Annotated in this window: 20 protein-coding genes; 8 read left to right on the forward strand and 12 right to left on the reverse strand. The window is 67.0% G+C overall.

Translation table 11 applies throughout. The features are described 5' to 3' along the window. Together QZ853_RS06570 and hppD are read right to left on the reverse strand one after the other, a co-directional pair. On the reverse strand, positions 1–191 hold a 191-nt coding region (locus QZ853_RS06570; protein WP_295571484.1), incomplete at its 3' end, for a DUF559 domain-containing protein. 119 nt (positions 192–310) lie between these two features. Continuing rightward, complete coding sequence (gene hppD / locus QZ853_RS06575) at positions 311–1,423, reverse strand: 4-hydroxyphenylpyruvate dioxygenase (protein WP_295571486.1); 1,113 nt, start codon at positions 1,421–1,423, stop codon at positions 311–313. Between the two features lie 129 nt (positions 1,424–1,552). Here hppD and QZ853_RS06580 point away from each other — a divergent pair, with 129 nt between their 5' ends. Next, on the forward strand, positions 1,553–2,047 hold the full coding sequence (locus QZ853_RS06580; RefSeq protein WP_010482680.1) for a MarR family winged helix-turn-helix transcriptional regulator: 495 nt from the start codon (positions 1,553–1,555) through the stop codon (positions 2,045–2,047). 121 nt (positions 2,048–2,168) lie between these two features. Here the strand turns inward: QZ853_RS06580 and QZ853_RS06585 are convergent, their stop codons facing one another. From QZ853_RS06585 to QZ853_RS06600, 4 genes are all read right to left on the reverse strand, one after another. Beyond that, entirely contained in the window at positions 2,169–3,308 is a 1,140-nt protein-coding gene (locus QZ853_RS06585; protein ID WP_295571488.1) for a hypothetical protein, read from the reverse strand. A 195-nt stretch (positions 3,309–3,503) separates the two neighbouring features. Next, positions 3,504–4,103: a thioredoxin family protein gene (locus QZ853_RS06590; protein WP_295571489.1), complete on the reverse strand. Its 600-nt coding sequence runs from the start codon at positions 4,101–4,103 to the stop codon at positions 3,504–3,506. Between the two features lie 19 nt (positions 4,104–4,122). Beyond that, positions 4,123–5,622, reverse strand: a complete 1,500-nt coding sequence (locus QZ853_RS06595) for an oligopeptide:H+ symporter (protein WP_295571490.1) — start codon at positions 5,620–5,622, stop codon at positions 4,123–4,125. A gap of 181 nt (positions 5,623–5,803) precedes the next feature. Further along, complete coding sequence (locus QZ853_RS06600) at positions 5,804–6,679, reverse strand: tryptophan 2,3-dioxygenase family protein (RefSeq protein WP_295571491.1); 876 nt, start codon at positions 6,677–6,679, stop codon at positions 5,804–5,806. A gap of 335 nt (positions 6,680–7,014) precedes the next feature. Between QZ853_RS06600 and pdhA the strand changes: the two genes are divergently transcribed. The 4 genes from pdhA to QZ853_RS06620 are packed head-to-tail and all read left to right on the forward strand — an operon-like array spanning position 7,015 to position 10,900. Continuing rightward, the gene (gene pdhA / locus QZ853_RS06605; protein ID WP_049428059.1) at positions 7,015–8,097 is read left to right on the forward strand and encodes a pyruvate dehydrogenase (acetyl-transferring) E1 component subunit alpha; all 1,083 of its coding nucleotides are present in this window, start codon (positions 7,015–7,017) and stop codon (positions 8,095–8,097) included. After that, complete coding sequence (locus tag QZ853_RS06610; RefSeq protein WP_019338598.1) at positions 8,090–9,157, forward strand: alpha-ketoacid dehydrogenase subunit beta; 1,068 nt, start codon at positions 8,090–8,092, stop codon at positions 9,155–9,157. Before pdhA ends, QZ853_RS06610 begins: the two co-directional genes overlap by 8 nt. A 1-nt stretch (position 9,158) precedes the next feature. Then, positions 9,159–9,512 (forward strand): SH3 domain-containing protein, encoded by a 354-nt coding sequence (locus tag QZ853_RS06615; RefSeq protein ID WP_295571492.1) that lies wholly within the window; start codon positions 9,159–9,161, stop codon positions 9,510–9,512. Further along, a complete protein-coding gene (locus QZ853_RS06620; protein ID WP_295571493.1) occupies positions 9,509–10,900 on the forward strand; it encodes a dihydrolipoamide acetyltransferase family protein in 1,392 nt (463 codons plus the stop codon). The genes QZ853_RS06615 and QZ853_RS06620 overlap by 4 nt, the downstream gene beginning before the upstream one ends. 125 nt (positions 10,901–11,025) lie before the next feature. On the opposite strand, the gene QZ853_RS06625 is transcribed toward QZ853_RS06620, so the two are convergent. From QZ853_RS06625 to QZ853_RS06635, 3 genes are all read right to left on the reverse strand, one after another. Further along, positions 11,026–11,412 (reverse strand): VOC family protein, encoded by a 387-nt coding sequence (locus tag QZ853_RS06625; RefSeq protein ID WP_295571495.1) that lies wholly within the window; start codon positions 11,410–11,412, stop codon positions 11,026–11,028. A gap of 200 nt (positions 11,413–11,612) precedes the next feature. Then, a complete protein-coding gene (locus QZ853_RS06630) occupies positions 11,613–12,320 on the reverse strand; it encodes a YafY family protein (protein WP_295571496.1) in 708 nt (235 codons plus the stop codon). Continuing rightward, entirely contained in the window at positions 12,320–12,955 is a 636-nt protein-coding gene (locus tag QZ853_RS06635; RefSeq protein WP_295571497.1) for an NAD-dependent epimerase/dehydratase family protein, read from the reverse strand. Before QZ853_RS06635 ends, QZ853_RS06630 begins: the two co-directional genes overlap by 1 nt. 105 nt (positions 12,956–13,060) lie before the next feature. Here QZ853_RS06635 and QZ853_RS06640 point away from each other — a divergent pair, with 105 nt between their 5' ends. Next, a complete protein-coding gene (locus tag QZ853_RS06640; protein ID WP_295571499.1) occupies positions 13,061–14,599 on the forward strand; it encodes a GGDEF domain-containing protein in 1,539 nt (512 codons plus the stop codon). Positions 14,600–14,661: 62 nt separating this feature from the next. Here the strand turns inward: QZ853_RS06640 and QZ853_RS06645 are convergent, their stop codons facing one another. After that, complete coding sequence (locus tag QZ853_RS06645; protein WP_295571500.1) at positions 14,662–15,588, reverse strand: DUF808 domain-containing protein; 927 nt, start codon at positions 15,586–15,588, stop codon at positions 14,662–14,664. A gap of 160 nt (positions 15,589–15,748) precedes the next feature. Here QZ853_RS06645 and QZ853_RS06650 point away from each other — a divergent pair, with 160 nt between their 5' ends. Together QZ853_RS06650 and QZ853_RS06655 are read left to right on the forward strand one after the other, a co-directional pair. Continuing rightward, the gene (locus tag QZ853_RS06650) at positions 15,749–17,440 is read left to right on the forward strand and encodes an AarF/UbiB family protein (RefSeq protein WP_345777890.1); all 1,692 of its coding nucleotides are present in this window, start codon (positions 15,749–15,751) and stop codon (positions 17,438–17,440) included. A gap of 245 nt (positions 17,441–17,685) precedes the next feature. Then, complete coding sequence (locus QZ853_RS06655) at positions 17,686–19,791, forward strand: phosphoglycerol transferase I (protein WP_295571501.1); 2,106 nt, start codon at positions 17,686–17,688, stop codon at positions 19,789–19,791. Between the two features lie 533 nt (positions 19,792–20,324). Here the strand turns inward: QZ853_RS06655 and QZ853_RS06660 are convergent. After that, complete coding sequence (locus tag QZ853_RS06660) at positions 20,325–22,754, reverse strand: DUF3772 domain-containing protein (RefSeq protein WP_295571503.1); 2,430 nt, start codon at positions 22,752–22,754, stop codon at positions 20,325–20,327. A gap of 300 nt (positions 22,755–23,054) precedes the next feature. Then, the gene (locus QZ853_RS06665) at positions 23,055–23,303 is read right to left on the reverse strand and encodes a hypothetical protein (protein ID WP_295571505.1); all 249 of its coding nucleotides are present in this window, start codon (positions 23,301–23,303) and stop codon (positions 23,055–23,057) included. Between the last annotated feature and the right edge of the window lie 166 nt (positions 23,304–23,469).

Genomic DNA, 23,469 nt, shown 5'->3' on the forward strand with positions numbered 1-23,469 from the left:
ATCAGCTTTGCCGCCACACAACAGAAATCTGCGACATACGGTGGGATCGGGTACTGACGCCGGAACTTGGCACCTTGCAACTGTCCGCTTCTCAGACAACGCCATAGTGCGCGCTCGGCGTCGGTCATGGTGCGACGTAGGTGGCGTGCGTGTGCCAGTGTCGATGTGGGTAGTGGCGGTTTGATCGTCATGACCCCACCGTACCCTCACCCCAACCCCTCTCTCCCACAGGGACTTCCTTCGGTCGCCGATGGGAGAGGGGCTAATGCCGCTGTTCGAACTCTCCGCGCTGCGCTGTCAGCATCTGCCCTCAGAGCACGCCGCGCTTCATCTGGTCGCGCTCGATGCTCTCGAACAGCGCCTGGAAGTTGCCTTCGCCGAAGCCCTCGTTGCCCTTGCGCTGGATGATCTCGAAGAAGATCGGGCCGATGCAGTTCTGGGTGAAGATCTGCAGCAGCTTGCGCTGGTGGGTTTCCGGGTCGGCGTCGATCAGGATCTTGTTCTTCGCCAGGCGCGCCACGTCTTCACCGTGGTTGGGCACGCGCTGGTCGATCACGTCGAAGTAGGTCTCCGGCGTGTCGAGGAAGTCCACGCCCTGCGCGCGCATCGCTTCGACGGTCTCGTAGATGTTCTCGGTGAAGCAGGCGATGTGCTGGATGCCCTCGCCCTTGTACGCATCCAGGTACTCGTTGATCTGGCTCTTCGGGTCGGACGATTCGTTCAGCGGGATGCGCACGATGCCATCCGGCGCGGTCATCGCCTTGGACACCAGGCCGGTCTTCAGGCCCTTGATGTCGAAGTAGCGGATCTCGCGGAAGTTGAACAGGCGCTCGTAGTAGTCCGACCACTGCTGCATGTTGCCGAAGTACAGGTTGTGGGTCAGGTGGTCGATGAAGGTCAGGCCGAAGCCGAACGGATGCAGGTCGGCGCCGGCGATCGGCTCGTAGTCGCCATCGAAGATGCTGCCGGCCGCACCGTAGCGGTCGACCAGGTACAGCATGCAATCGCCGATGCCCTTGATGACCGGCGCGCTGACCGCCTTGCTGTCCGGCTTGAAGGCGATGGCTTCGGCACCGTTGCCCAGCGCGGTCTGGTAGACCTCCTGGCCCGGCTTCTTGAAGCGGATGGCGAAGCCGCAGGCGCACGGACCGTGCTTTTCGGCGAAGTCGGCGGCGAAGGAATCCGGGTCTTCATTGACCAGGAAGTTGACGTCGCCCTGGCGATAGACGGTAATCGGACGCTGCTTGTGCTTGAGCACCGCGCTGAAGCCCATCTTCCGGAAGTACTCGTGCAGCTCCTGGCCACGGCCGGCCGGGGCGGCAAATTCGACGAACTCGAAGCCGTCGATGCCCATCGGGTTCTCGAAGGTGGTGACCTGCATGCCGGGGTTGGGGTGCGAGGCGGTCGGGACTGCGGTATTCATGGCGTGGCTCCGAATCGGTACCGCATCGGTACAAACCAGGTGCGGGCAGGTAGGGACCCGGCGAGAATGCAGGGTCTGGACCTACTCCTTATAGTTACACTTGAAACCACCAGCAAGGTGCACCGCAACATGAGCCCCGCCGATCCTGCCTCGACCCGCCTGCGTGCCTCGCACGTCCTGCTCGACCTGGAACAGTTCCTGCCCTACCGGCTGAGCGTGCTGTCCAACCGGGTCAGCGGCAACATTGCCAAGCTGTACGGCGATCGTTACGGCCTGGCGATTCCCGAGTGGCGGGTCATCACCATCCTGGCCCTCTACCCGGGCTCATCGGCCAGCGAGGTGTCCGACCGCACGGCGATGGACAAAGTGGCGGTCAGCCGCGCCGTGGCCCGCCTGCTGGAGCGCGGCTTCATCAAGCGCGAGACCCACGGCGACGACCGCCGCCGCTCGGTGCTGGCATTGTCGGCCGCCGGTTTCGAGGTGTACGAGACCATCGCACCGATGGTGATCGAGATCACCCGAAAGCTGATGTCGGTGCTGAGCGAGGAGGAGGAGCAGCTGCTTGAAAAGCTGATCCTGCGCCTGGCCGGCGACGGCCTGGAGCGGATGGGCGAAGGGGTGTAACCATACCGAGCGCGGCGATGGGTAGATCCACGCCGTGCGTGGATGGCGACGCGCCAGCGCGGCTTCGGTGGGGTCAGCGCCCTTTCCTGCGGAAAGGGACCCGCCCCGGGGGCGCGCTGGGTCAGCTCAGATGCTTGCGACGTGCATGGATCCACGGCACCGCCAGCGCCGCGATGGCGCCACCGGCAAAGCCGAGCGAGGCGGCGACGGTCGCCGCTTCGACCGCCCCCGGCAACGCCAGCGCAGCAGCCACCAGCAGCAGCGACGGCAGGCCGACGAAGGTGCCCAGGAAGAAGTGCCAGCGCGGCGACCAGGTGTTGAGTTGCAGCAGGCTGACCGGCTGCCAGGCTTCGGAGGCGGCATCCTCGGCAATCTTTGCCACCGCTTTGGCCAGATCCACTTCGGGCAGCGCGCGCCCCAGCCGTGCGGTGGCCAGCAACTCGGCCACCGCATCCACCGGCGGGAAACTGGACGGCCACGCGACCGGTGCCGGCACGCCGTAGGCGGTCAGCAGCGGCACGCTCAGCCAAGGCGCCACCAGCGGGCGCATGCGGCGGCGGCCATGCACGCACCAGATCTGTGGCTGGCCATGCGCGGTAACGCTGTACAGCGCCAGCTCGTTGGCCGGCGGGTAGCCGAGCATGGTCACGCGTGCGGCCAGGCTGTCCTGGCCCATCGCGCGCAGGAAGCCCGGGCGGCTGCGCCCTTCCTGCATCCACGCCAGGCCGAGCGCCCCCACCAGGCAGGCTTCTGCCACGTCCTTGCTACCGGCGGTGGCGCGCTCGTCGCTGGCCAGGTACCACGCCAGCGATTTCGGTTCGGACACATCCTCCAAGCCCCAGCGGCTGTCGTCGCCCAGCACATGGCGAACCGGCAGGCGCGCCGGAGCGGTTTCACCACGCTCGCCCGGCTGCAGGAACGGCAACACCCCCTGGATGAAGGTGGACAGCTCGATCGCACGCACGCCGTGGCCCTGCCATTCCTGCGGCAGCAGCCCGGCCAGCTGGCCCTCGGCGGCCAGCGAGTCCAGTCGCGATTTCTGCTCGACCAGCGTCTGCACCGCGCCCTTCAGCACCACGTTGTCGGGCAGCGCGATCTGCGGCAGGCGGTGGCGTGGCGGCGCCAGTTCAACGGTATCCGCGCCGGTGCCGGCGTCGTCCAGCAACGCTTCCTGCGGCGGCAGGGTCACGCCCTCGCCGGCTCCGCCCTCGGCCAGCTCGCTGGCGGGTTCGGGCAATCGTTCGGCGTGGTCGCTGTGCATGGGCATTCCGGTAGGGTGCGTCGACGGAATGTCGACTTAGGTCCTTGCCGGTAGCGGCGAGCGCGCCGCGAAATTGAGCCACCGATTCAGGGAATGTGACCACGCGCAATAGATCCACGCGATGCGTGGATGCGACTGGGCATCAGTGCCGACCAGCGGCCGGCACCGCCCCCAGTTGCCGGCCAGCGGCTGGCACTACCGGGCGGGCGCCCATTTCTTGAGGAAGGCGCTGACCCGCGAGGCCTGGAACGCTTCGCCCCGGCGCAGCGCGTCGCTGGCCTGCGAGACCAGCAGGCTGCTGTCGGCGTCCAGCACCAGCAGGTGCGGGTAGTCGCGGTCCATCACCGGGAACTGGGCGAAGAAGGCGCTGTTGGGCTGCTCGTCGCTCGCGTTGATCTTCACCCATACGTAGTGGGCATCGCGGAAACGGCGCAGGTCACCGTCACCCTCTACGGTCTCGTCCAGCGACTGGCAGCGATCGCAGGCGGCATTGCCGACCTCCAGCAGGATGCGCTTCTTGCCGCGCTGGGCTTCCACCTTGGCGGTGGCCAGATCATCGGCGGGGTCGCGGGCCGGGTCGAACTGTGCGCCTAGCCCGGCGATGGCGGCGATATCCGCCGCCACCGGGGTGTTGCCCGAGGCCACCGGTTCGCTGGGGTCAGCGACCGGTGGCTCGGTGGGTCGGGTATCCAGAGGCTGCGTGGGCTCGGCGGCGGCAGGCGGTTGCGGTTGGGAACAGGCGCCGATCAGCGCCGCACAGACCACCACCACTGCACCCCCGAGCTTCATGCGCATGCCTTCTACCCTCTCATCGTTACTTGACGCCGTGCATCAGCTTGTTGATCAGCGGGGCGATCAGGAACAGCACCACGCCGGAGCCGATCAGGGCCCAGAACCCGAAGGTATACCCCTTCAGGGCCGACTCGACCGTCATGCCACCTTCACCACTGACCACGCCGGCGAAGATGCCCGACAGGTTGTTGCCGATGCCGGTGGACAGGAACCAGCCACCCATGCCGAAGCCGACCAGGCGCACCGGGGCCAGCTTGGTCACCATCGACAGGCCGATCGGCGACAGGCACAGCTCACCCACCGACTGGATGACATAGACCATGAACAGGGTCCAGAACGGGATCTTGCCGTCCACGACCATCTGCGACAGGGCGAACATCAGCAGCGCGAAGGCGGCGCCGTTGAACAGCAGGCCCAGGCCGAACTTGCGCGGGATGGACGGATTTGCACGGCCCATGGCCACCCAGATCCAGGCGATGATCGGCGCCAGGGTGATGATCGCGACCGAGTTGACCGACTGGAACCACGCGGTCGGGAAGGTCCAGTCACCGAACTGGCGGTTGACGATGTTCTCGGCCAGGAAGGTGAACGAGCTGCCGGCCTGTTCGAAGAACATCCAGAACATCACGTTGAACGCGAAGATGATCAGCATGGCGATCACGCGGTCGCGCTGCACCTTGCCCTCGCGGATGCCCTCGATCAGCAGCACCACGGCCAGCGCGGTGAACATCGCGCCCAGGATCCAGGCCAGCGCAGTGGCGCCGGTGGCCAGCAGGAAGTAAGCGATCGGAATCGCGACCAGGGCACCGATCAGCACCATGACAATGCGGCCGAAACCTTCAGCGCCGGCCGGCGGTGCACCGATGCCCTTCAGGCCGGCGCGACCGATGTAGAACCATACCAGCGAGATCAGCATGCCCACGCCCGAGGCGATGAACACGACCTTGTACGACGGCATCTCCGAGGTACCGAACACCTTGCGGGCCAGGTACTCGGTCAGCACCGGGGCGATCATCGCGCCGATGTTGATGCCCATGTAGAAGATGGTGAAGCCCGAATCGCGGCGCTCGTCCTTCAGGCCGTACAGCTTGCCGACCATGGTCGAGATGTTCGGCTTGAACATGCCATTGCCGACGATGATCGTGGCCAGGCCGAGCTTGAAGATGTGCTCCTGCGGCAACGAGATCATGAACAGGCCGGCGGCCATGATGATCGCGCCGGTCAGGATCGAGCGCTGGTAGCCCAGCACCCGGTCGGCCACGTAGCCACCGAAGATCGCCGCGGCGTACACCAGGGCCAGGTAGGCGCCATAGATGCGGCTGGCATCGCCTTCACCGGAAGCGTTGCCGTTGTAGAACTGGGCGACGATGTACAGCACCAAGGCCCAGCGGATGCCGTAGAACGCAAAGCGTTCCCAGAACTCGGTCATGAACAGCATCCACAGCGGGCGCGGATGGCCCAGCGTGGTCTTGAAGTCCGGCAGGGCCGGCTCTGGGGTGTTCGCAGTGGCGTTTACGCTCATGCGGGTTTCCTGGTTCGGTGGATGACGAGCACGTCCGCTGTGCAGTTGGAGCAACGCGCGAGGATCACCGACTTCTGGCGTTCACGTCAAATACACGCCGTTTGAGGCAGGTGCCAGCCTGCTCGCTGAACTTGCATCTGAAACGATCCAGCCAATGGCCGGGGTCCAAGCTGAATACGGATCAGCCCTGTACTGGCGGGGGCCCGGCCTGCAGGCTGGTGCGCACCTGGAACAGTTCGGGGAAGAAGGTCAGTTCCAGCGCCTTGGCCAGGAAGCCGACCCCGGACGAGCCGCCGGTGCCGCGCTTGAAGCCGATCACCCGCATCACGGTGCGCATGTGGCGGAAGCGCCAGAGCTGGAAGGCGGTCTCCAGGTCCACCAGGTCCTCGCACAGCGCGTACTCGCGCCAGTAGCGGTCGGTGTCCTGGTAGATGCGCTCGAAGACCGGCTGCAATGCGTCGTCGGCTACATGCGGCTGGGTCCAGTCGTGGTTTTCATACACGGCCGGTACGGCGTGGCCGAAACGGGCCAGGTACTTCAGGAATTCCTCGTACAGGCTGGGCGCTTCCAGCACGGTGCGCAGCTGCGCCTGCCCCCCCGCGTCGTGCTCGAACACCTGCAGCATCTGCGCGTTCTTGTTGCCCAGCAGGAACTCGATGTAGCGGTACTGCAGCGACTGGAAGCCCGACGAAGGACCCAGCACGTCGCGGAAGCCCATGTACTCGGACGGGGTCAGCGTTTCCAGCACCGACCACTGCTCGGTCAGCTGGCGCAGCACCTGCTTGCTGCGCGCCAGCACCTTGCGGCACTGCCAGACTTCATCGCGCTGCAGGAAACCGATCGCGGCCCGCAGTTCGTGGCCCAGCAGCTTCAGCCACAGCTCCGAGGTCTGGTGCTGGATGATGAAGAGCATCTCGTCGTGGTGCGGCGGGTTGGACAGCGGCTGCTGCGCGCTGAGCAGCTGGTCCAACCGCAGGTAGCCGCCGTAGGTCAGGCGTCCCTGCAGGTCGGTGTGGATGCCGGCTTCGAGATCGCGTTGGTTGTTGTCGACGGACATGGGTGCGGCCAGATCGGGGGCGGCAAGGGTAACGCGTTGCCGCCAGGCTGGCAGCCGCCACGTCCATACCGGGGCGTCCGGTTGGCCGTGGAGCATCGGCCGATACCGGGCCTGCGCGTGGAACCGCCCATGCCGTTGTACTGGCGGTCAGCCAGAGGCGTATTCTGATGCTTTGCAGCAACGACTGAATACGTTGTTGTTATTGGCCCCCCACCCGCCGGCAGGGGTAAAACGGGGAGTCGCCGTGTTGCGGCGCAGGAAGGCTATTCCGTACGCGTTCCTTAACATGGCGATTCATATCATTTGTAACTTCTCTGTCGAAGGTGCAGTACGCAATGACGGTTGCCGCTGAATTCAAGATCGAATACCTGCAGTACCTGGACGCGGACGGCAAGCTCGTCCGCGATGACCTGCCCGCGTCGCTGCGCGACCCCAAGGTCCTGGTACCGCTGTTCAAGCAGATGCTGTACGTACGCACGTTCGACAGCAAATCCATCGCGCTGCAGCGCACCGGCAAGCTCGGCACCTATGCCGCCTGCCTGGGCCATGAAGCCGCGCACGTGGGCATCGGTGCCGCAATGCAGAAGGACGACGTGTTCGCCCCGTCGTACCGCGAGTATGGCGCAATGTTCATGCGTGGCGTGCGTCCGCACGACGTGCTGATGTACTGGGGCGGCGACGAGCGCGGCAACGACTACGGCGGCAACGCGGCCAAGGACTTCCCGTTCTGCGTGCCGATCTCCACCCAGTGCCTGCATGCCGCAGGTGCCGCGCTGAAGTTCAAGCTCAACAAGGAACCGCAGATCGCCGTGGCCGTGTGCGGCGACGGCGGCAGCTCCAAGACCGACTTCTACGCAGCCCTGAACTCGGCCGGCGCCTACAAGCTGCCGCTGATCCTGTGCATCGTCAACAACGGCTGGGCCATCTCGGTCCCGCGTTCGGCCCAGACCGGCGCCGAGACGCTGGCGCAGAAGGGCCTGGCCGGCGGCCTGCACTGCCTGCAGGTGGACGGCAACGATCTGATCGCGGTGCTGGCGGCGATGGAGCAGGCGCGCGAACGTGCGCTGGCCGGCGACGGTGGCACCGTGCTGGAACTGATGACCTACCGCCTGTCCGACCACACCACCGCCGATGACGCGCGCCGCTACCGCGACGACGCCGAAGTGAAGGATGCCTGGCAGCGCGAGCCGATGCTGCGCCTGCGCAAGTACCTGACCGCCGCCGGCGTGTGGAGCGAAGAAGAAGAAACCGCTTGGATCGCCGAGTGCGGCACGCGCGTGGACGAGGAAGTGAACCTGTACCTCAACACGCCGGTGCAGCCGGTCGAGGCGATGTTCGACTTCCTGTATGCCGATCCGCCGCCGGACCTGCTGGCCCAGCGTGCCCAGGCGATCGCCCTGGAGAAGCGCCATGGATGAGATCAAGAACGGCGCGCCCGGCGCGCACACCAACGCCGCCGACAGCGCTGCTGTCGCGCGCGGAGAAGAGAGCATGACCACCACGCCGATCACCCTCATCGAAGCCATCACCCAGGCGCTGGCCTGGGAGCTGGAGCACGACCCGTCGGTGCTGGTGCTGGGCGAGGACGTGGGCGTCAACGGCGGCGTCTTCCGCGCCACCGCCGGCCTGCAGCAGCGCTTCGGCTCCGAACGCATCCTCGACACCCCGCTGGATGAAACCACCATCGCCGGCCTGACCATCGGCCTGGCCGCGCAGGGCATGAAGCCGGTGGCCGAAGCCCAGTTCGACGGCTTCATGTACCCGATGGTCGACCATATCGTCTGCCACGCCGCACGCCTGCGCTACCGCACCCGTGGCCGCCTGCACTGCCCGATGGTGCTGCGCGTGCCGTGGGGCGGTGGCATCCGCGCGCCGGAACACCACAGCGAAGCCAACGAGGCGATCTTCACCAACGTGCCGGGCCTGCGCGTGGTGCTGCCGTCGTCGCCGCAGCGTGCGTACGGCCTGCTGCTGGCCGCGATCCGCGAACCGGATCCGGTGATCTACATGGAGCCCAAGCGCATCTATCGCCAGTACAAGGAAGTGGTCGTCAACGACGGCGAAGCCTTGCCGCTGGACGTCTGCTTCGTGCTGCGCGACGGCACCGACGTGACCCTGGTGACCTGGGGCGCGCAGGTGAAGGAAGCGCTGGAGGCGGCCGACAAGCTGGCCGGCGAAGGCATCAGTGCCGAAGTCATCGACGTGGCCACGCTGCGTCCGCTGGACTTCGCCACCATTGCCGAGTCGGTGGCCAAGACCGGCCGCTGCGTGATCGTGCAGGAGGCCCCGAAGACGGCGGGCTTCGGCGCCGAGATCGCCGCGCGCCTGGCCGAGGAATCGATCTACGACCTGCTGGCCCCGGTCGAGCGCGTCACTGGCTACGACACCCACATTCCGCTGTTCCGCCTGGAAATGAAATACCTGCCGAGCGTTGAGCGGATCGTGGCGGCGGCCAAGCGCGCGGTGGCGGCCGGCTGACATGCGGGCCCGCCTTCTGGGGGCTTACCGCAGCCAGTATCCCAACCCGCTCCGGTTCCACACCGGCCAGATCGTCGAAGTAGGTGTCCGTGACGAGGAATGGCCGGCGTTTGCCTGGGTACGCACCAACGATGGGCGCGCTGGATGGGCGCCCATCGCCTGGTTGCAGCTGCTGGACGAGAGTCGCGCCGAAGCCTTGTGCGACTACGATGCCCGCGAGCTGGATGTGGAAAGTGGCGAGATGGTGAAGCTTCATCACGAACACGGTGGGTGGTGGTGGTCCGAGCGCGCCAATGGCGCGACGGGCTGGCTGCCGGCCCGCGAACTGGAACTGCTGGAAGAGAACTGCAAATGAGCCAGACCAAGAATTTCAACCTGCCCGACCTGGGCGAAGGCCTGCCGGACGCGACCATCGTCGAGTGGTTCGTCAAGGAAGGCGATGTGATCAAGCTGGACGAGCCGCTGGTCTCGATGGAGACCGCCAAGGCCGTGGTGGAAGTGCCCTCGCCGTTCTCCGGCAAGGTGCTGAAGCTGTCCGGCGGCGCCGGCGACATCATCCCGACCGGCTCGGTGCTGGCCAGCTTCGAACTGGACCCGAACCTGCCGCAGCGTGCCGATGGCCAGGACACCGGCCACAGCCATGGTCACGCCGCACCGGCGGCGCCGGCTGCCGCACCGACCCCGCCGCCGCTGCCGGCTGCGCCGGTCGCTGCGGAAGAAGCCAAGCCCGCCGCTGCCGAGCGTGATGACGCCGGTACCGTGGTCGGCGCGATGCAGAGCTCCAACACCGTGCATGCCGAACAGGCGCTGGCCGTCGGTGGCGTCAAGGCCGTGCCGGCCGTGCGCGCGATGGCGCGCAAGCTGGGCGTGGACTTGAGCCGCGTGCCGGCCACCGGCACCGATGGCGCCGTGACCATGGCCGACGTCAAGCAGGCCGCCGCCAATGGCACCGCCAAGCTCGGCGCTGCTCCGGCACCGGTCGCTGCCGCCGCCTATGCCGCGCCTGCCCCGGCGCAGGTGTCGGCCCCGGTGCAGAGCCAAGCGCGCACCCCGCTGTCCGCCGCCGGCAAGCCGATGCGTACCCAACCGCCGGGCGTGGTCGCCAAGGGCCAGCCGGAACCGCTGAAGGGCGTGCGCCGCAACATGGCCCGCGTCATGGCCGACGCGCACAGCAAGGTCGTTCCGACCACGCTGAACGACGACGCCGACATCCACGCCTGGCTGCCGGGCAACGACGTCACCGCGCGCCTGGTGCGTTCGATCGTGGTCGCCGCGCAGAAGGTGCCAGCGATGAACGCCTGGTTCGACGGTGAGGCGCTGACCCGCACCCTGCACGCACAGGTCGACATCGGCATCGCTGTGGACACCGACGACGGCCTGTTCGTGCCAGCGCTGCGCAATGCGGACATGCTCGACGCGCGCGGCATCCGCGAGGGCGTCAACCGCCTGCGCGAGCAGGTCGAATCGCGTTCGATCGCCGCTTCGGAACTGAGCGGCTACACCATCTCGCTGTCCAACTTCGGCATGTTCGCCGGCCGCTACGCCACCCCGGTCGTGGTGCCGCCGTGCGTGGCCATCGTCGGTGCCGGCCGTGCCCGCCACCAGATGACCCCGGTGATGGGCGGCGTGGAAGCGCACAAGGTGATTCCGCTGTCGGTCACCTTCGACCACCGCGCGGCCACCGGCGGCGAAGCCGCCCGCTTCCTGCGCGCGATGATGGACGACCTGGCGCTGGCCAGCTGATCGACCACCTGACCAGTGGGTGCCACCCTTGGTTGGCACGTGAATGGGAGAAACGCCGGGCACTGCCCGGCGTTTTTTTTGTTCCCGCATCCACGCATGGCGTGGATGTAACCCAATGCGGGCGATCAATCGCGCGCCACCATGCCTTCGGCGCGGCTGTAGACACGCAGGCGGTGGCCATCGGGATCGATGCCGACGAAGGTGTGGCCGAACTCCAGCGTCACCGGCGTCTGCAGGATCTGCACACCGAGTGCGCGCCAGGCATCGTGCATCTGCTGAACGGCATCAGGGCTGGCCACCACCATTGCAAGTTCAGCGGCACCGGCCTGTGCGGACACCGGCGGTTGAACGTCATCGCGCTGCCACAGGCCCAGCGCGGCACCATCGCCGAGCAGGAACAGGGCAAAGCCCGGCGACTGCTCGACCGGCGGTTTGCCGAGGATGCCGCTGTAGAAGGAGGCGCTGGCGGCGACGTCGCGCACGTACTGCAGCAGGGTGCTGGGCGTGAACATGGGGGAAGCTCCGTTGTCGGGAGCGTTCATGGTGGTACGGGCCTACTGACAGATTCTGTCAGCAGAGTCGACTGTCGGTAGAGTCGACTGCCAGTCGACTGCTCTTCCTTCAGCCTGCATAAAACACCGCGCTGCGCGCGATTGTCGGCTAACAGTCGACTCTCCCCCCCCCCGCTCCACGCTTCCCGCTGTTGCTGTGGTTATGAGCGATCCAGCCAGTCCGGTGCGATGCCCTGCGCTTTCTGCCAGCGCCGCAGCAGGGTCGCGCGTGGCACCCGATAGTGATCATCCAGAACGCGCACCTGGCGGATGCGGTCCAGCCTGAAATGGCGGAAGTCCTCGCGGCCCTCGCACCACGCCGCCAGCATCGGCACTTCATCGAAGTAGCCCAGCGCAAACGGCCAGACGATCCGTTCGCTGCGCTGGCCCTGCGCGTCCTGGTAGCCGAATTGCAGGCGCTGCTGTGAACCCACGGCTTCGCGCACGGCCTGCAGGCGTGCAGCCGGCACCTTGGCCGCAGCACGCGATGGGCCAACGCGCAGGCCGCTGTCACGCAGGGCCTCGCGGCGCGCCACGGGCAATACGTGCGCGATGCGCGCCAGGGCGTCACGTGCAGCCTCGGCCAGCGCCGGCTCGGTGCGCGCCGCGACCCAACGCAGTCCCAGCACCAGCGCATCGATCTCGGCCGGGGGCAGGGTCATCGGCGGCAGGGTATCGCCCGGCGCCAGCAGGTAGCCGATACCGGCCTCACCACGCAGGTCAGCGCCCTGCTCGCGCAGGGTCTCGATATCGCGGTACAGCGTGCGCAGGCTGATGCCCAGCGCGTCGGCCAGCACCTGCCCCGCCACTGGCCGCCGATGGCGGCGCAGCAGCTGCAGCAACTGGGTCAGGCGCAGCGCACGGGACATCAACCCACCAGATCCCGCGATGGCACCACGTGCTCGCCCGGTGCCGGCGCCAGCGCGGCATCCACCAGTGCTCTGGCGATACGCTCGGCGGGGTTGATCCGCCAGGCCCGGGGCAGCACCGGGTCCAACGCACCCAACACCTTCAGCGCGAACGCTTCGCCACGGCGCACCTGCTGCCGATGCCCGCCAATCAAGCCGGGCCGCACCAGGGTGAGCGAGGCGAACGCCAGCGTGCGCAGGTCGCGCTCCAGCTCGCCTTTCACCCGGCTGTAGAACACCGCCGAACGCGGGTTGGCCCCGGCCGCAGAGTTCAGCACGAATGCGCGCGCGCCCTGGGTGCGGGCCACGTTGGCGAAGGCCAGCGGGTAGTCGTGGTCAATCCGGTAGAACGCCTCGCGGCTGCCGGCCTGGGCCATGGTGCTGCCCAGTGCGCAGATGACCGCGTCCACCTGCGCCCAGTCCGGCGCCTCGGGCAAGGCGTCGAAGGACAGCACGGGCGCGTGCAGCTTGGCGTCGCGCAGGCCCAGCGGCCGCCGGGTGGGTGCCACCACTGTGCGGCAGCGCGGGTCGTCCAGCAGCATCGGCAGGGCCAGCCCACCCACCAGCCCGGTCGCCCCCAGCAACATCACGCGCATAACCACCTCCACTGCGGCATCCTGTCGCCCATCGTAGCCGTTCAAGCCATCGGCAGCCGCGCCGATATGCTGGAACCTGCCCCTGCCAGCCCCAGGATTCGCTCCATGACGGACCAGCCCGACCACCGCCCTGCTCCCGGTACCGCCCTTGGGCCGCCGGCACGCGTGCGCGCGGTGGTGGACGATGGGCTGGGCGACCGCGTGGTGCTGCAGGGCGGCGGCGGCGTGGCGCTGCAGCAGCTGTTCGCCGGTGCGGACGCGCCGGAGCCGCTGCTGGCGGCGTTCGCCAACGGCATGGCCACCCTGCCCGGCGAGCTGGGCGACATGGGCGACCGCCTGCAGTCGGCGCAGGCCAGCGCCGATTGGCCGCGCTACGGCCGCGCGATGCGGCAGCTGATCGACAAGTACATCCGCACCATCGAGCAGCATTCGCCGGACGGGCAGCCGGAAAGCCTGCGCCTGTCCGAGCACCTGCGGCTGCTGCTGAGCGGCGCGGTGGTGGCCCTGCTGCAGCATGACCCGGACCTGCGCGAGCAGGCACAGGCGCTGGCCATGCGCTTGCGCCAGTGGCAGCCGGGTACGGCGCTGGAACCGATCGAACAAGGGGTGCGCGAGCTCGGCCACCAGGTTGGCGTGCGCGCCGAAAGCTGGCAGGAGCAGCAGGCGCTGCTGCTGGAGCTGTTCGCGCTGCTGCTGGAAAACGTGAGCGAACTGCTGGACGACCGCAGCTGGCTGCAGGGCCAGATCGCCGCGGTACGGCAATTGCTGGATGGTCCGCTGGAAGCCGAAGCGGTCGAACGCACCCGCGCCGAGCTGCGCGAAGTGATCTACAAGCAGGGCCTGCTGCGCCAGGGCATCGACGATTCGAAGGCCGCGATGCGCGGGTTGATGGGCGAGTTCATCGAGCGCATGGATGGCATGGCCACCAGCACCGGTGAGTACCACGACCGCATCGGCAGTTACGCGCTGCAGCTGCGCGAGGCGCGCAGCATCGCCGACCTCAACCAGCTGCTGCAGGAGGTGATGCGCGATACCGGCAAGGTGCAGCAGCAGGCCGCGCAGGCCCGCGATCATCTGGCCAGCGCGCGGCAGGAAGTGGAACGCGCCGAACAGCGCATCGCCGAGCTGGAGCGGGAGCTGCGTGCTGCCGGTGATCTGGCGCGCATCGATCCGTTGACCCAGGCACTGAACCGTCGCGGCCTGGACGAACTGCTGCAGCGCGAGCTGGCGCGTGCCGCGCGCAACGACTCACCGCTGGGCGTGGCGGTGATCGACCTGGATGATTTCCACCTGACCAACGAGGCGCACGGCCACGCCGGTGGTGATGCTTTGCTGCAGCACCTGGTGGCCGTGTGCAAGCTGCTGCTGCGCGCCACCGACGGCATCGCACGGCTGGGCGGCGACGAGTTCGTACTGGTGCTGCCGGAAACCCAGGGCGCCGACAGCATGGCCACCGTGCAGCGCCTGCAGCGCTCGCTGGCGCACCGCGTGCTGACCGTGCAGGACCGGCGCGTGCCGGTGCACTTCAGCGCCGGGCTGGCGCAATGGCAGCCGGGCGACGATACCGAGACCCTGCTGCGGCGCGCCGACGACGCCCTGTATGCCGCCAAGCGACAGGGCAAGAACCGGGTGCAGGCGGGGTGATGATCCAGCATGCGGACGCTGTAGCGCCGTAGAACAGCCGAGCGTGGGCTCGGCTCTACAGATTACTTCCCGCGCAGCTTCTGGAAGCCGGTCACCGCCGCCAGTACGATGGCACCGGCGATGATGCCCACCACCATGTTGGCCGCGGCACTGATCAGCCAGCCCCACGCCCCTTCGCCTCCCAGCGCCTGCACCGCGTGGTGCAGCGCCGGCACGTTGTGCACCAGGATGCCGCCGCCGACCAGGAACATGGCGATGGTGCCGGCCACCGACAGGAACTTCATCAGCCACGGCGCCGACGCCACCAGGCCACGACCGAAAGCCGCAAGCGCGCCGCCCTTGCGCGACAGGTACAGGCCGACGTCGTCCAGCTTGACGATGCCGGCCACCAGGCCGTAGACGAAGATCGTCATCGCCAGCGCCACCACGCTCAGGGTCAGGATCTGGTTGGTGAACGAGGCGGTCGCCACCACGCCCAGGGTCAGCACAATGATCTCGGCCGAAAGGATGAAGTCGGTGCGGATCGCGCCCTTCACCTTGTCCTTCTCCCACGCCACCATGTCCACCTGTGCATCGGCCAATGCCTTGCGGCGCTCGGCCTGGCGCTCAGCATCGTTGTCGGCGGAATGCAGGTAGCGATGCGCCAGCTTTTCCACGCCCTCGAAGCACAGGAAGGCACCGCCGATCATCATCAGCGGCACGATCAGCGGCACGTTCCAGCCACGGCTGTGCAGCCAGGCCTCCAGCGCGCTGATCGCCAGCGCCGCCGGCACCAGGATCACCTTGTTCAACAGTGAGCCCTTGGCCACCGCCCACACCACCGGCAGCTCGCGGTTGGCGTCGACCCCGGTGACCTGCTGCGCGTTCAACGCCAGGTCGTCGCCCAGCACGCCGGCAGTCTTCTTCGCGGCGACCTTGGTCAGTACCGAGACATCGTCCAGCAGGGAGGCGATATCGTCGAGCAGGGCAAACAGGCTGGCACCGGCCATGGCACATCCAGAGAGGGAATAAGCGGATTCTGACCGATCCGCCGGTCCCTGCGATAGCTGCGGGTTCACTGCGCGCCTACCGTGACCCGGCGACACTGCCGAACCCGGACAGTGTCGGCCAGGGGCCGGCACTACCGTCCTTGCCGCATGGGAGTCCCGCTTGAGCAATCCGCCCACCGCCAATGGCAATCCTCCGCTGGTCAAAGGCATGAACCGGCGCAGCCAGATCCTGCGCCTGCTGATGCGCTACCGCCATTCGGGCGTGTTCTCGGGCATGAACCTGGACGCCGCCGGCAGCCCGGGCGAAGTGCCCCCCGACGGCAATCCGGAACAGTTCGTCAGCGACCTGGAAGCGTTGGGGCCGACCTTTGTCAAGCTGGGCCAGATGCTGTCCACCCGTCCGGACATGGTGCCGGTGGAGTTCGCCACCGCACTGGAACGCATGCAGGAAAAGGTGGCCGAGGTACCGGTCGAACGCATCCACGCCATCGTCGAGCAGGAACTGGGCGCGCCGGTGAACAAGCTGTTCGCCTCGTTCGATCCCGAGCCCCTGGGCTGCGCGTCACTGGCGCAGGTGCATCGCGCGGTCCTGCACGATGGCCGCCAGGTCGCGGTTAAAGTCCAGAAACCCGAGGTCGCCGCACAGGTCCGTTCGGACCTGGAGGCGCTGCGCAGCTTTGCCCTGGCCGCCGACCACCTGACCCAGGTGGGCCGCCGCGTGCGCCTGCGCGACTGGCTCAACGAGTTCGCCAAGACCCTGATGCAGGAGCTGGACTACCACGCCGAGGCCGAGAACCTGTCCCGCTTCGGGCGCCACCTCAAGCCGTTCCGCCGGCTGTGGGTGCCGCAGCCAATCTGGGATTACAGCAGCCAGCGCGTGCTGACCATGGAGCTGGCCACCGGCGTGCGCGTGGATGCAATACCCGGCGTGCGCCGCACCGAGCAGTCGATGGACCCGCTGGCGGCAGCGCTGATCCGCGGCTATCTCGACCAGATCTTCGTGCACGGCGAGATCCATGCCGACCCGCACCCGGGCAACCTGCGGGTGATGCCCGACGGGCGTTTGGCGATCTTCGACCTGGGCATGGTCGCGCACATGCCGCCACGCCTGCGCGAGCGGCTGCTGAAGATCCTGTTCGCCGCCGTTGATGGCCGCGGCGAGGAAGTGGCCGATGACCTGATCAGCATCAGCACGCGGCTGGAAGCCTTCGACGAGGAGCGCTACCTGCGCGAGACCGGCCAGCTGATTGCACGCTACGCCGCCAGTGGCAGCTTCTCCGAAGGCCGCGTGGTGCTGGACATGGTGCGCATCGCCACCGCCTGCGGGCTGCGCACACCGCCAGAGCTGAGCCTGGTCGGCAAGGCCCTGCTCAACCTGGAAGCCGTGTGCCGCCTGCTGGCGCCCGACCTGGACACACGCCGCATTGTCGAGCGTCAGCTGCAGCACGTGATGCGCGCACGCCTGAAGAAATCCCTGTCGGCAGCCAACATCGCCAGCGAAGCAATGGAGCTGCAGCAACTGCTGCGCGATGGGCCGCGCAAGCTGTCGGACATCATGGCGCTGATGGCCGAGAACCGCCTGCAGATGAAGGTGACCGGCCTGGAAGAATCGCGGCTGATGGAGAACCTGCAGAAGATCGCCAACCGCGTGGCCGCCGGCATCATCAGTGCGGCACTGATCATGGCCTCGTCGCTGATGATGAAGCTGGAAACCGGCTGGCACGTGTTCGGCTATCCGGCGATCGCGCTCGTACTGATGCTGATCGGCGTAGTGCTCGGTCTGGGGATTGTCACCAGCGCGCTGCTGTTCGACCGTCGTGCACGCGCACGCGAGGAACGCGGCCATCGCTGAATGACGGCGGCAAAGCCGTCGCATTCATGCGGCTTTTAATGCAATCAAGCCAACCCTTTCACGCTCGTTTTACCTTCTGGGCGTGATTTCGCACGCGTCATTTCAACAAACATTTCAGTCAGGTTCGTGCATGCATCATCGGGTCATCGGCCTGTCATGTGCATGTGTTTGGGGCAGCGTCGGTCGGATGGACACGCGTCGGTACGACGTCCATCACCACCACCCCATCACTGCCGAAGCTGCCTATGCTCTGGATACTGCTGCTGTCGTTGTTGCTGCTGTGCTGGTTGTTCCTCGCGTCCGCAAGGTGGGTGTGGTGGAAGGCCGCGGCGCTCTCGCTGCTGCTGCTCTCGCTCAGTGCGTGGTGGCTGATCGACAAGCTGTCCGGTGATGGGCTCAATGCCGCCACCCTGTATCACCTGGGCGCGGACATGGAAGGCGCCGGTGTCTCCGACTTCAAGGGCTACATCGCGGGCTTCATCGTGCTGGCGCTGGTCTCGCTGCTGCCGCTGTTCGCTACGCGTGTAAAGCGCTGGCGTCGGCCCGGCCATGGCGGTGCCTGGTTTGCCGGCTTCGCGGTAGTGTGGGTGACTGCGATCATGGTCAGCCCGCTGGCCCGTGATGGCCAGCGTCTCTACCAGCAGCTGCGCCCGGTCGATTTCGCGCGCATCGCGCCCGAGTACCAGGTACCGACGCAGCCGCTGCAACGCCCGCGCAACATCGTATGGATCTACGGTGAAAGCCTGGAGCGCACCTACCTGGATGAAACCGCCTTCCCCGGCCTGATGCCCAACCTCAATCGTCTGGCGACGAAATCGCTGGACGTGCGTGGCCTGGCCTCGGCCGAAGGCAGTGGCTGGACCATCGCCGGCCTGGTGTCGTCGATGTGCGGCGTGCCGCTGACCACCTCGCAGGGCGACGAGAACAGCATGGATCGCATGGGCAGCTTCCTGCCCAAGGCCGTGTGCCTGGGCGATTACCTCAAGCAGCAGGGCTACACCAACCACTACCTGGGCGGTGCCAACGGCCAGTTCGCCGGCAAGGGCCAGTTCCTGGCCAGTCACGGCTTCGATGAAGTGCACGACCTGGCCTGGTTCAAGCAGCAGAAGAAGATCGGCCGCATCCACTACTCGGCATGGGGCGTGCACGACGACGTGCTGCTGGACACCGCCTACCAGCGCTTCGAGCAGCTCTCGCGCGCCGGTGCGCCGTTCATGCTGACCACGCTGACCATGGACACCCACCACCCCGCCGGTCATCTGCCGGTCTCGTGCAAGGGCGAGCGTTACCAGAGCCAGTACGGCAACATCGGGCTGCTCAACGCGCTCAAGTGCAGCGACCGCCTGATCTCGCAGCTGGTTCAGCGCATCCAGGCCAGCCCGTACGGCAAGGACACGCTGATCGTGATCGCCTCCGACCATCTGGCGATGCCCAACGACCTCAGCCACATCCTGGCCAAGCAGAAGCGCGAAAACCTGCTGCTGTTCCTCGGCGATGGCGTGGCACCGCAGCAGCTGGCGGTGGAGGACGGTTCGACGCTGGATTCGGGCGCGACCCTGCTCAGCCTGCTTGATCCGGGACTGCAGACCCTGGGCTTCGGCCGTTCGCTGCTGGACGAGAAGCGCGCACCGAGCGCCAGCATGGCTGCACAGCGCGACGGTGGCCGCGACTATCCGCAATACCTCGCCTTCGCCCGTTCGCTGTGGCTGGGCGAACCGACCCGCGAACTGAAGATCGATGGCGACGACCAGGTGGTGGTCGGCATGCAGCACGTGCAGCCGCCAGTGCTGCTTGAGTACGACAAGGACTGGGGCCTGAAGTCGGTGTACCTGGAGAACACCTCCCGTCAGTTCGATGATGCCGACCCGGACAACACCCTGGCCTATGTCGATCGCTGTACCGCGTTCGAGGACGGCTCCGCCGACGGCGACTGGTGCGCGTTGCTGGTCAACCGCGATAACGGCATCAAGCTCTACCGCGACGACGACCTGCGCGGCGGCATTGCCGTGGATGCGCCGCTGGACGCCTTCCAAGGCCCGCGCCCGAGCGTGCGCCAGGCGCACATGATCACCCAGAAGGGCCGCCGCACCCGCGCCGGCCAGTACATGCTGCAGCTGGTGGCGAGCACGCGCCCGGACCGCGGCTTCTGGATCGAGGCAGTGTCCTCTCAGCGCAAGGTGGTGCTGGCCCAGCAGTGGGTGCAGCCCGATGCCAACGGCAAGATCAACGTGTCGTTCGGACTGGACCACGAAGTGGACGATCTGGAGATCCGCGCCTGGTTGAACCATGCCGAGAAGCTGGCGGTGGATACGTTCGCACTGGTGCCCTCGCGCAGCCGACCGCGAGGGTAGGGTTCTTTGCAGGGCTGCGCCCTGCACCCGTGGTAGTGCCGGCCGCTGGCCGGCAACCTCAGAAGCAACGGCAACAGCGTGCATTCCGTGGTTGGGCGGGGCGGTGTCGGAGTGCGGGGACGCCGTAAATCCGTCCATGGAGGCTTGTCAGCCGCATCCATGCGGCTGACACCCCGCACTCCGACACCGCCCCACCTCTGACAGATTCCTGCGGCTGTCGGTAGGTGTCGACCTTGGTCGACACTTCTGTCAGATATCGAAATCAATCTGGGGTCAGATCCGTTTTCCGCAGGAAAACGGATCTGACCCCAATAGTATTTCCAACAGATCGCGGAAAACTGTCGAAGGCGGGGTGGGTCCGGTTGCGGGAGTGTCCGCGGCATGGATGCCGCGGACAAGCCCCCATGGATGGGTTTACGGCGTCTCCCGCAACCGGACCCACCCCGCCATCCCACGGAATGCACGCTGTTGCCGTTGCTGTTGCTTCGGCCGTTGCTTCGGCGGGTGCAGGGCGCAGCCCTGCAAATAAACCCCTACTCCTGCGGATCGCGGGTGATGTGGATATCGGTCGGGGTCGACAGCGGGATGTTCCGCTCGGCCAGGATCTGCAGCAGGCTGAAGTACAGATCGCTGCGGGTGGCGTAGACCTGCCGCGGGCTGGCCACGTACGCGAAACTGTTGATGGTGATCTGGCCACCGGCAATGCTGTCGATGTAGACCGTCGGTGCCGGCTGCTCCAGCACGTTGGTGTGCGCAGTGTACGCATCCAGCAGCGCCTGCCGCAGGTTGCCGACGTCGGTACTGGGCGGCACCGCGAACTGGATCTGGATGCGGCCCTGGTTGTTGCCCATCGTCATGTTGCGCACGGTCTTGGTGACCAGTTCGGAGTTGGGCACGATCAGGGTCGACTTGTCACCCACTTGGATCTCGGTCGAGCGCAGGCTGATGCGGCGGATGTCACCCTCCTGATCGCCCAGCTTCACCCAGTCGCCGATCTTCACCGGGCGCTCGGCCAGCAGGATCAGGCCGGAGACAAAGTTCTGGGTGATCACCTGCAGGCCGAAGCCGATACCCACCGACAGCGCGCTGACCAGCAATGCCAGCTTGCTCAGCTGCAGGCCCATCGCGCTCAGCGCCCAGATCACCGCGATGATGATGCCCACATAGCGGGCAACCGTACTCACCGAATTGCGTGCCCCCAGGTCCAGTTCGGTCTTGGGCAGATAGGTGTCGGTCAGCCAGCGCTGCACCAGTTGACTGACCGCCAGGCCGGCCAGCAGCACCAGCACGGCCAGCACGATGCGCACCGGCTCCAGCTTGGTTCCGCCAATATCGAACCCAGAGGTGAACAGCGACGAAAACCGCTCGACCACTGCGCCGATGTTGCCGAATGGCGCCACCAGAGCCAGCAGCGCGATCAGCACGACGATGGTGCGCAGCGCTGCCGACAGCAGCACGCCGGCCTGCTCCAGCCGCGATACGCTCAGCCCGGTGCTGAGCAGGATGGTCTGGCCAACCTTGCTGTCGGCATTGAGCATCCAGGTGCTCAGGTCATCGACAAACTTGAACAGCAGCGTCGCCGCCAGCACCACGATGCTGCCGCCGATCAACTGCTGGTTCACGAACTTGGCAAAATTCAGATAGCCCAGCAGCGTGGCGATGATGGCCGCCACCACCGCGATGTTGCCTGCCACGCGCGCCAACACCAGCCAACTGCTGCGGCGCACCGGCGTACTCGGACCCTGCCCGTCGGCCTGCGCTTCCAGTTTGGCTTCGGCCTCGGCGGTCTGCCGGCGGTGCAGGCGCGCCAACGTCACCAGCATGGCCATGATCAGGCCGAGGTAGGTCAGCGCAATCAGGCCATCCAGCGCCACCGTAGTGACGTCACTGGTACGCGTGGCCTGGTCGAGGGCGACCAGCACCGTGCTCAGCCAGGCCAGCGCCGCCGCGCCCCAGGCGTACTTGCGCAACTTGAGTGCGGCGGTGTCGTCCAGGTTCAACAATCGCCATGAGGGGCGCTTGGGCACCAGCAGGCAGGCGCTGAGCGCAGCGATGAACGCGGCGCGGAAGGTCGCGGTTTCCAACCCGTCGGCCACCACCTGCAGGCGCGGCGCGATCGCATCAACGGCATCCAGCGCCGCCATCAGCACCACTACGGCATAGCCGGGCAGCAACGTGCCCACCAGCAGCAGCCACATGGCCAGCCCAGACCGGCGCAGGCGGCCATCAGGCGCGCGGTCGGACGCGGCGAACTGCCGCCCCAGGCGGCGCAACCACAACCGCAGCGGGAACATCATTACCAGCGCGGCCACCAGGCCCAGCAAGGGCGTGCCCCAGCCATTGGCGCGAATGCCGGCGATCAGCGTGTCACGCCCCTGCCCGGCCAGCGGCACAACACGTGCGATATCAATCGGCAGACGCTCGGCCACCTTGCTCCACAGCGCAGGCGACAGCGGCGAGGCCACCTTCTGCCCCAACTCTTCGGTACGTTGCGCGGCGCGTTGCTGGTCGATGTCGGTCGCCAGCTGCTGCGCACGCACCGCACTGGTCTTGGCCTGCGCCACCGATGCGGCCAGTCCATCGCGCTGCTTGTTGAGGGTGCGCCGTTGCGCCGCCAGTTCAGGCGGCTCGGTGGCGCCCTCGGCAGGCGTGCCCAGCTGCGCCAGCTGTTCGTCCAGGCGGTCCAGCTGCGGCTGCAGCGACTTCTCCAGCGCCTCGGCGTCACGCCGGGCCTTCGAAGCATCCTCGGACAACATGGCCAATGTTTCGATGGCCGCGGCATCACCGCGCTTGCGGTCGACTTCCTTCAGCTTCGCATCGATATCGGCCAGCTGCTGCTTTGGCGTGGGGTCCTCATCCTGTGCCAGCGCCGGTCCGGGCAGCAGGACGGCAGTGCATAGCAGCAGGGCCAGCCAAGGCCCCCGTGCACGGATCGATCGAAGGAAAGAAAACACGCCAGCCATACCGTTTCGCGCGGACCACCGCGCCTGCGCGCGACTATACGGCACATGCGGTAAAGGCCGGATGGTGGCGCGGAGGACTACACCCGCGTGGATGGGGGCTTCGACAGGGTGATGGCGCTGGGTGGTCACCACTGGGCTTCGACGGCCCGGCGATTGCGGCGGGGTGATCGTGGCCGGGCGAATCGACGGGGTAGGGTCGACTCTACCCCGCCGGTTTGCCCCGCCGGTTTGCCCCGTCGATTCGCCCGGTCAGTTCACCCAGCCCACGTTTCCGCGCGCCCGCATGCCTCCCCGGCGAAATCAGTACTTCAGCCGCAGCTCTTCCACGGCCGGCTGCTGCAGCGCGTACCAGTCCTGGAACTCTTCCTCGGTGATCTCATCAGGCGCATACACCGCCACCGGGTGCCAGTCGTGGTCAGTCGGCAGCGGCTGGCGCGGGCCGGCGCGCAGGCTGTAGCTGACGCCCTCGTAGTCCACCAGGTCGTCGACCTGCGGCCACTGCTCGCGCGCAAACGCGGTTTCACTCTTCAACAGGATCACCTGGTACATCGGCACCTCCACCTCGGTTGGATCAGGAAAACACGGCGCTGGCGGCAGAATACCGCCGCACCGGTGACAACGGGCACGCCGCAGCGGCGACGCAATGTTCTGGACATTGCCATCGCCACGGCTTCACCCGCCCATGGCAAGCCCATCGGCATCGTGGAGGCCCACC

The organism is uncultured Stenotrophomonas sp. (genome assembly GCF_913778665.1).
Taxonomy (GTDB): Bacteria; Pseudomonadota; Gammaproteobacteria; order Xanthomonadales; family Xanthomonadaceae; genus Stenotrophomonas.

Coding starts and splice junctions, on each gene's coding strand:
- QZ853_RS06590 (WP_295571489.1), bottom strand. CDS start 4,103: ATGCGCATGAAGCTCGGGGGTGCAGTGGTGGTGGTCTGTGCGGCGCTG.
- QZ853_RS06615 (WP_295571492.1), top strand. CDS start 9,159: ATGCGGGCCCGCCTTCTGGGGGCTTACCGCAGCCAGTATCCCAACCCG.
- QZ853_RS06665 (WP_295571505.1), bottom strand. CDS start 23,303: ATGTACCAGGTGATCCTGTTGAAGAGTGAAACCGCGTTTGCGCGCGAG.
- QZ853_RS06640 (WP_295571499.1), top strand. CDS start 13,061: ATGACGGACCAGCCCGACCACCGCCCTGCTCCCGGTACCGCCCTTGGG.
- QZ853_RS06655 (WP_295571501.1), top strand. CDS start 17,686: ATGCTCTGGATACTGCTGCTGTCGTTGTTGCTGCTGTGCTGGTTGTTC.
- QZ853_RS06660 (WP_295571503.1), bottom strand. CDS start 22,754: ATGGCTGGCGTGTTTTCTTTCCTTCGATCGATCCGTGCACGGGGGCCT.
- QZ853_RS06620 (WP_295571493.1), top strand. CDS start 9,509: ATGAGCCAGACCAAGAATTTCAACCTGCCCGACCTGGGCGAAGGCCTG.
- QZ853_RS06610 (WP_019338598.1), top strand. CDS start 8,090: ATGGATGAGATCAAGAACGGCGCGCCCGGCGCGCACACCAACGCCGCC.
- QZ853_RS06625 (WP_295571495.1), bottom strand. CDS start 11,412: ATGTTCACGCCCAGCACCCTGCTGCAGTACGTGCGCGACGTCGCCGCC.
- QZ853_RS06600 (WP_295571491.1), bottom strand. CDS start 6,679: ATGTCCGTCGACAACAACCAACGCGATCTCGAAGCCGGCATCCACACC.
- QZ853_RS06630 (WP_295571496.1), bottom strand. CDS start 12,320: ATGTCCCGTGCGCTGCGCCTGACCCAGTTGCTGCAGCTGCTGCGCCGC.
- QZ853_RS06645 (WP_295571500.1), bottom strand. CDS start 15,588: ATGGCCGGTGCCAGCCTGTTTGCCCTGCTCGACGATATCGCCTCCCTG.
- QZ853_RS06635 (WP_295571497.1), bottom strand. CDS start 12,955: ATGCGCGTGATGTTGCTGGGGGCGACCGGGCTGGTGGGTGGGCTGGCC.
- pdhA (WP_049428059.1), top strand. CDS start 7,015: ATGACGGTTGCCGCTGAATTCAAGATCGAATACCTGCAGTACCTGGAC.
- QZ853_RS06580 (WP_010482680.1), top strand. CDS start 1,553: ATGAGCCCCGCCGATCCTGCCTCGACCCGCCTGCGTGCCTCGCACGTC.
- QZ853_RS06595 (WP_295571490.1), bottom strand. CDS start 5,622: ATGAGCGTAAACGCCACTGCGAACACCCCAGAGCCGGCCCTGCCGGAC.
- QZ853_RS06585 (WP_295571488.1), bottom strand. CDS start 3,308: ATGCACAGCGACCACGCCGAACGATTGCCCGAACCCGCCAGCGAGCTG.
- hppD (WP_295571486.1), bottom strand. CDS start 1,423: ATGAATACCGCAGTCCCGACCGCCTCGCACCCCAACCCCGGCATGCAG.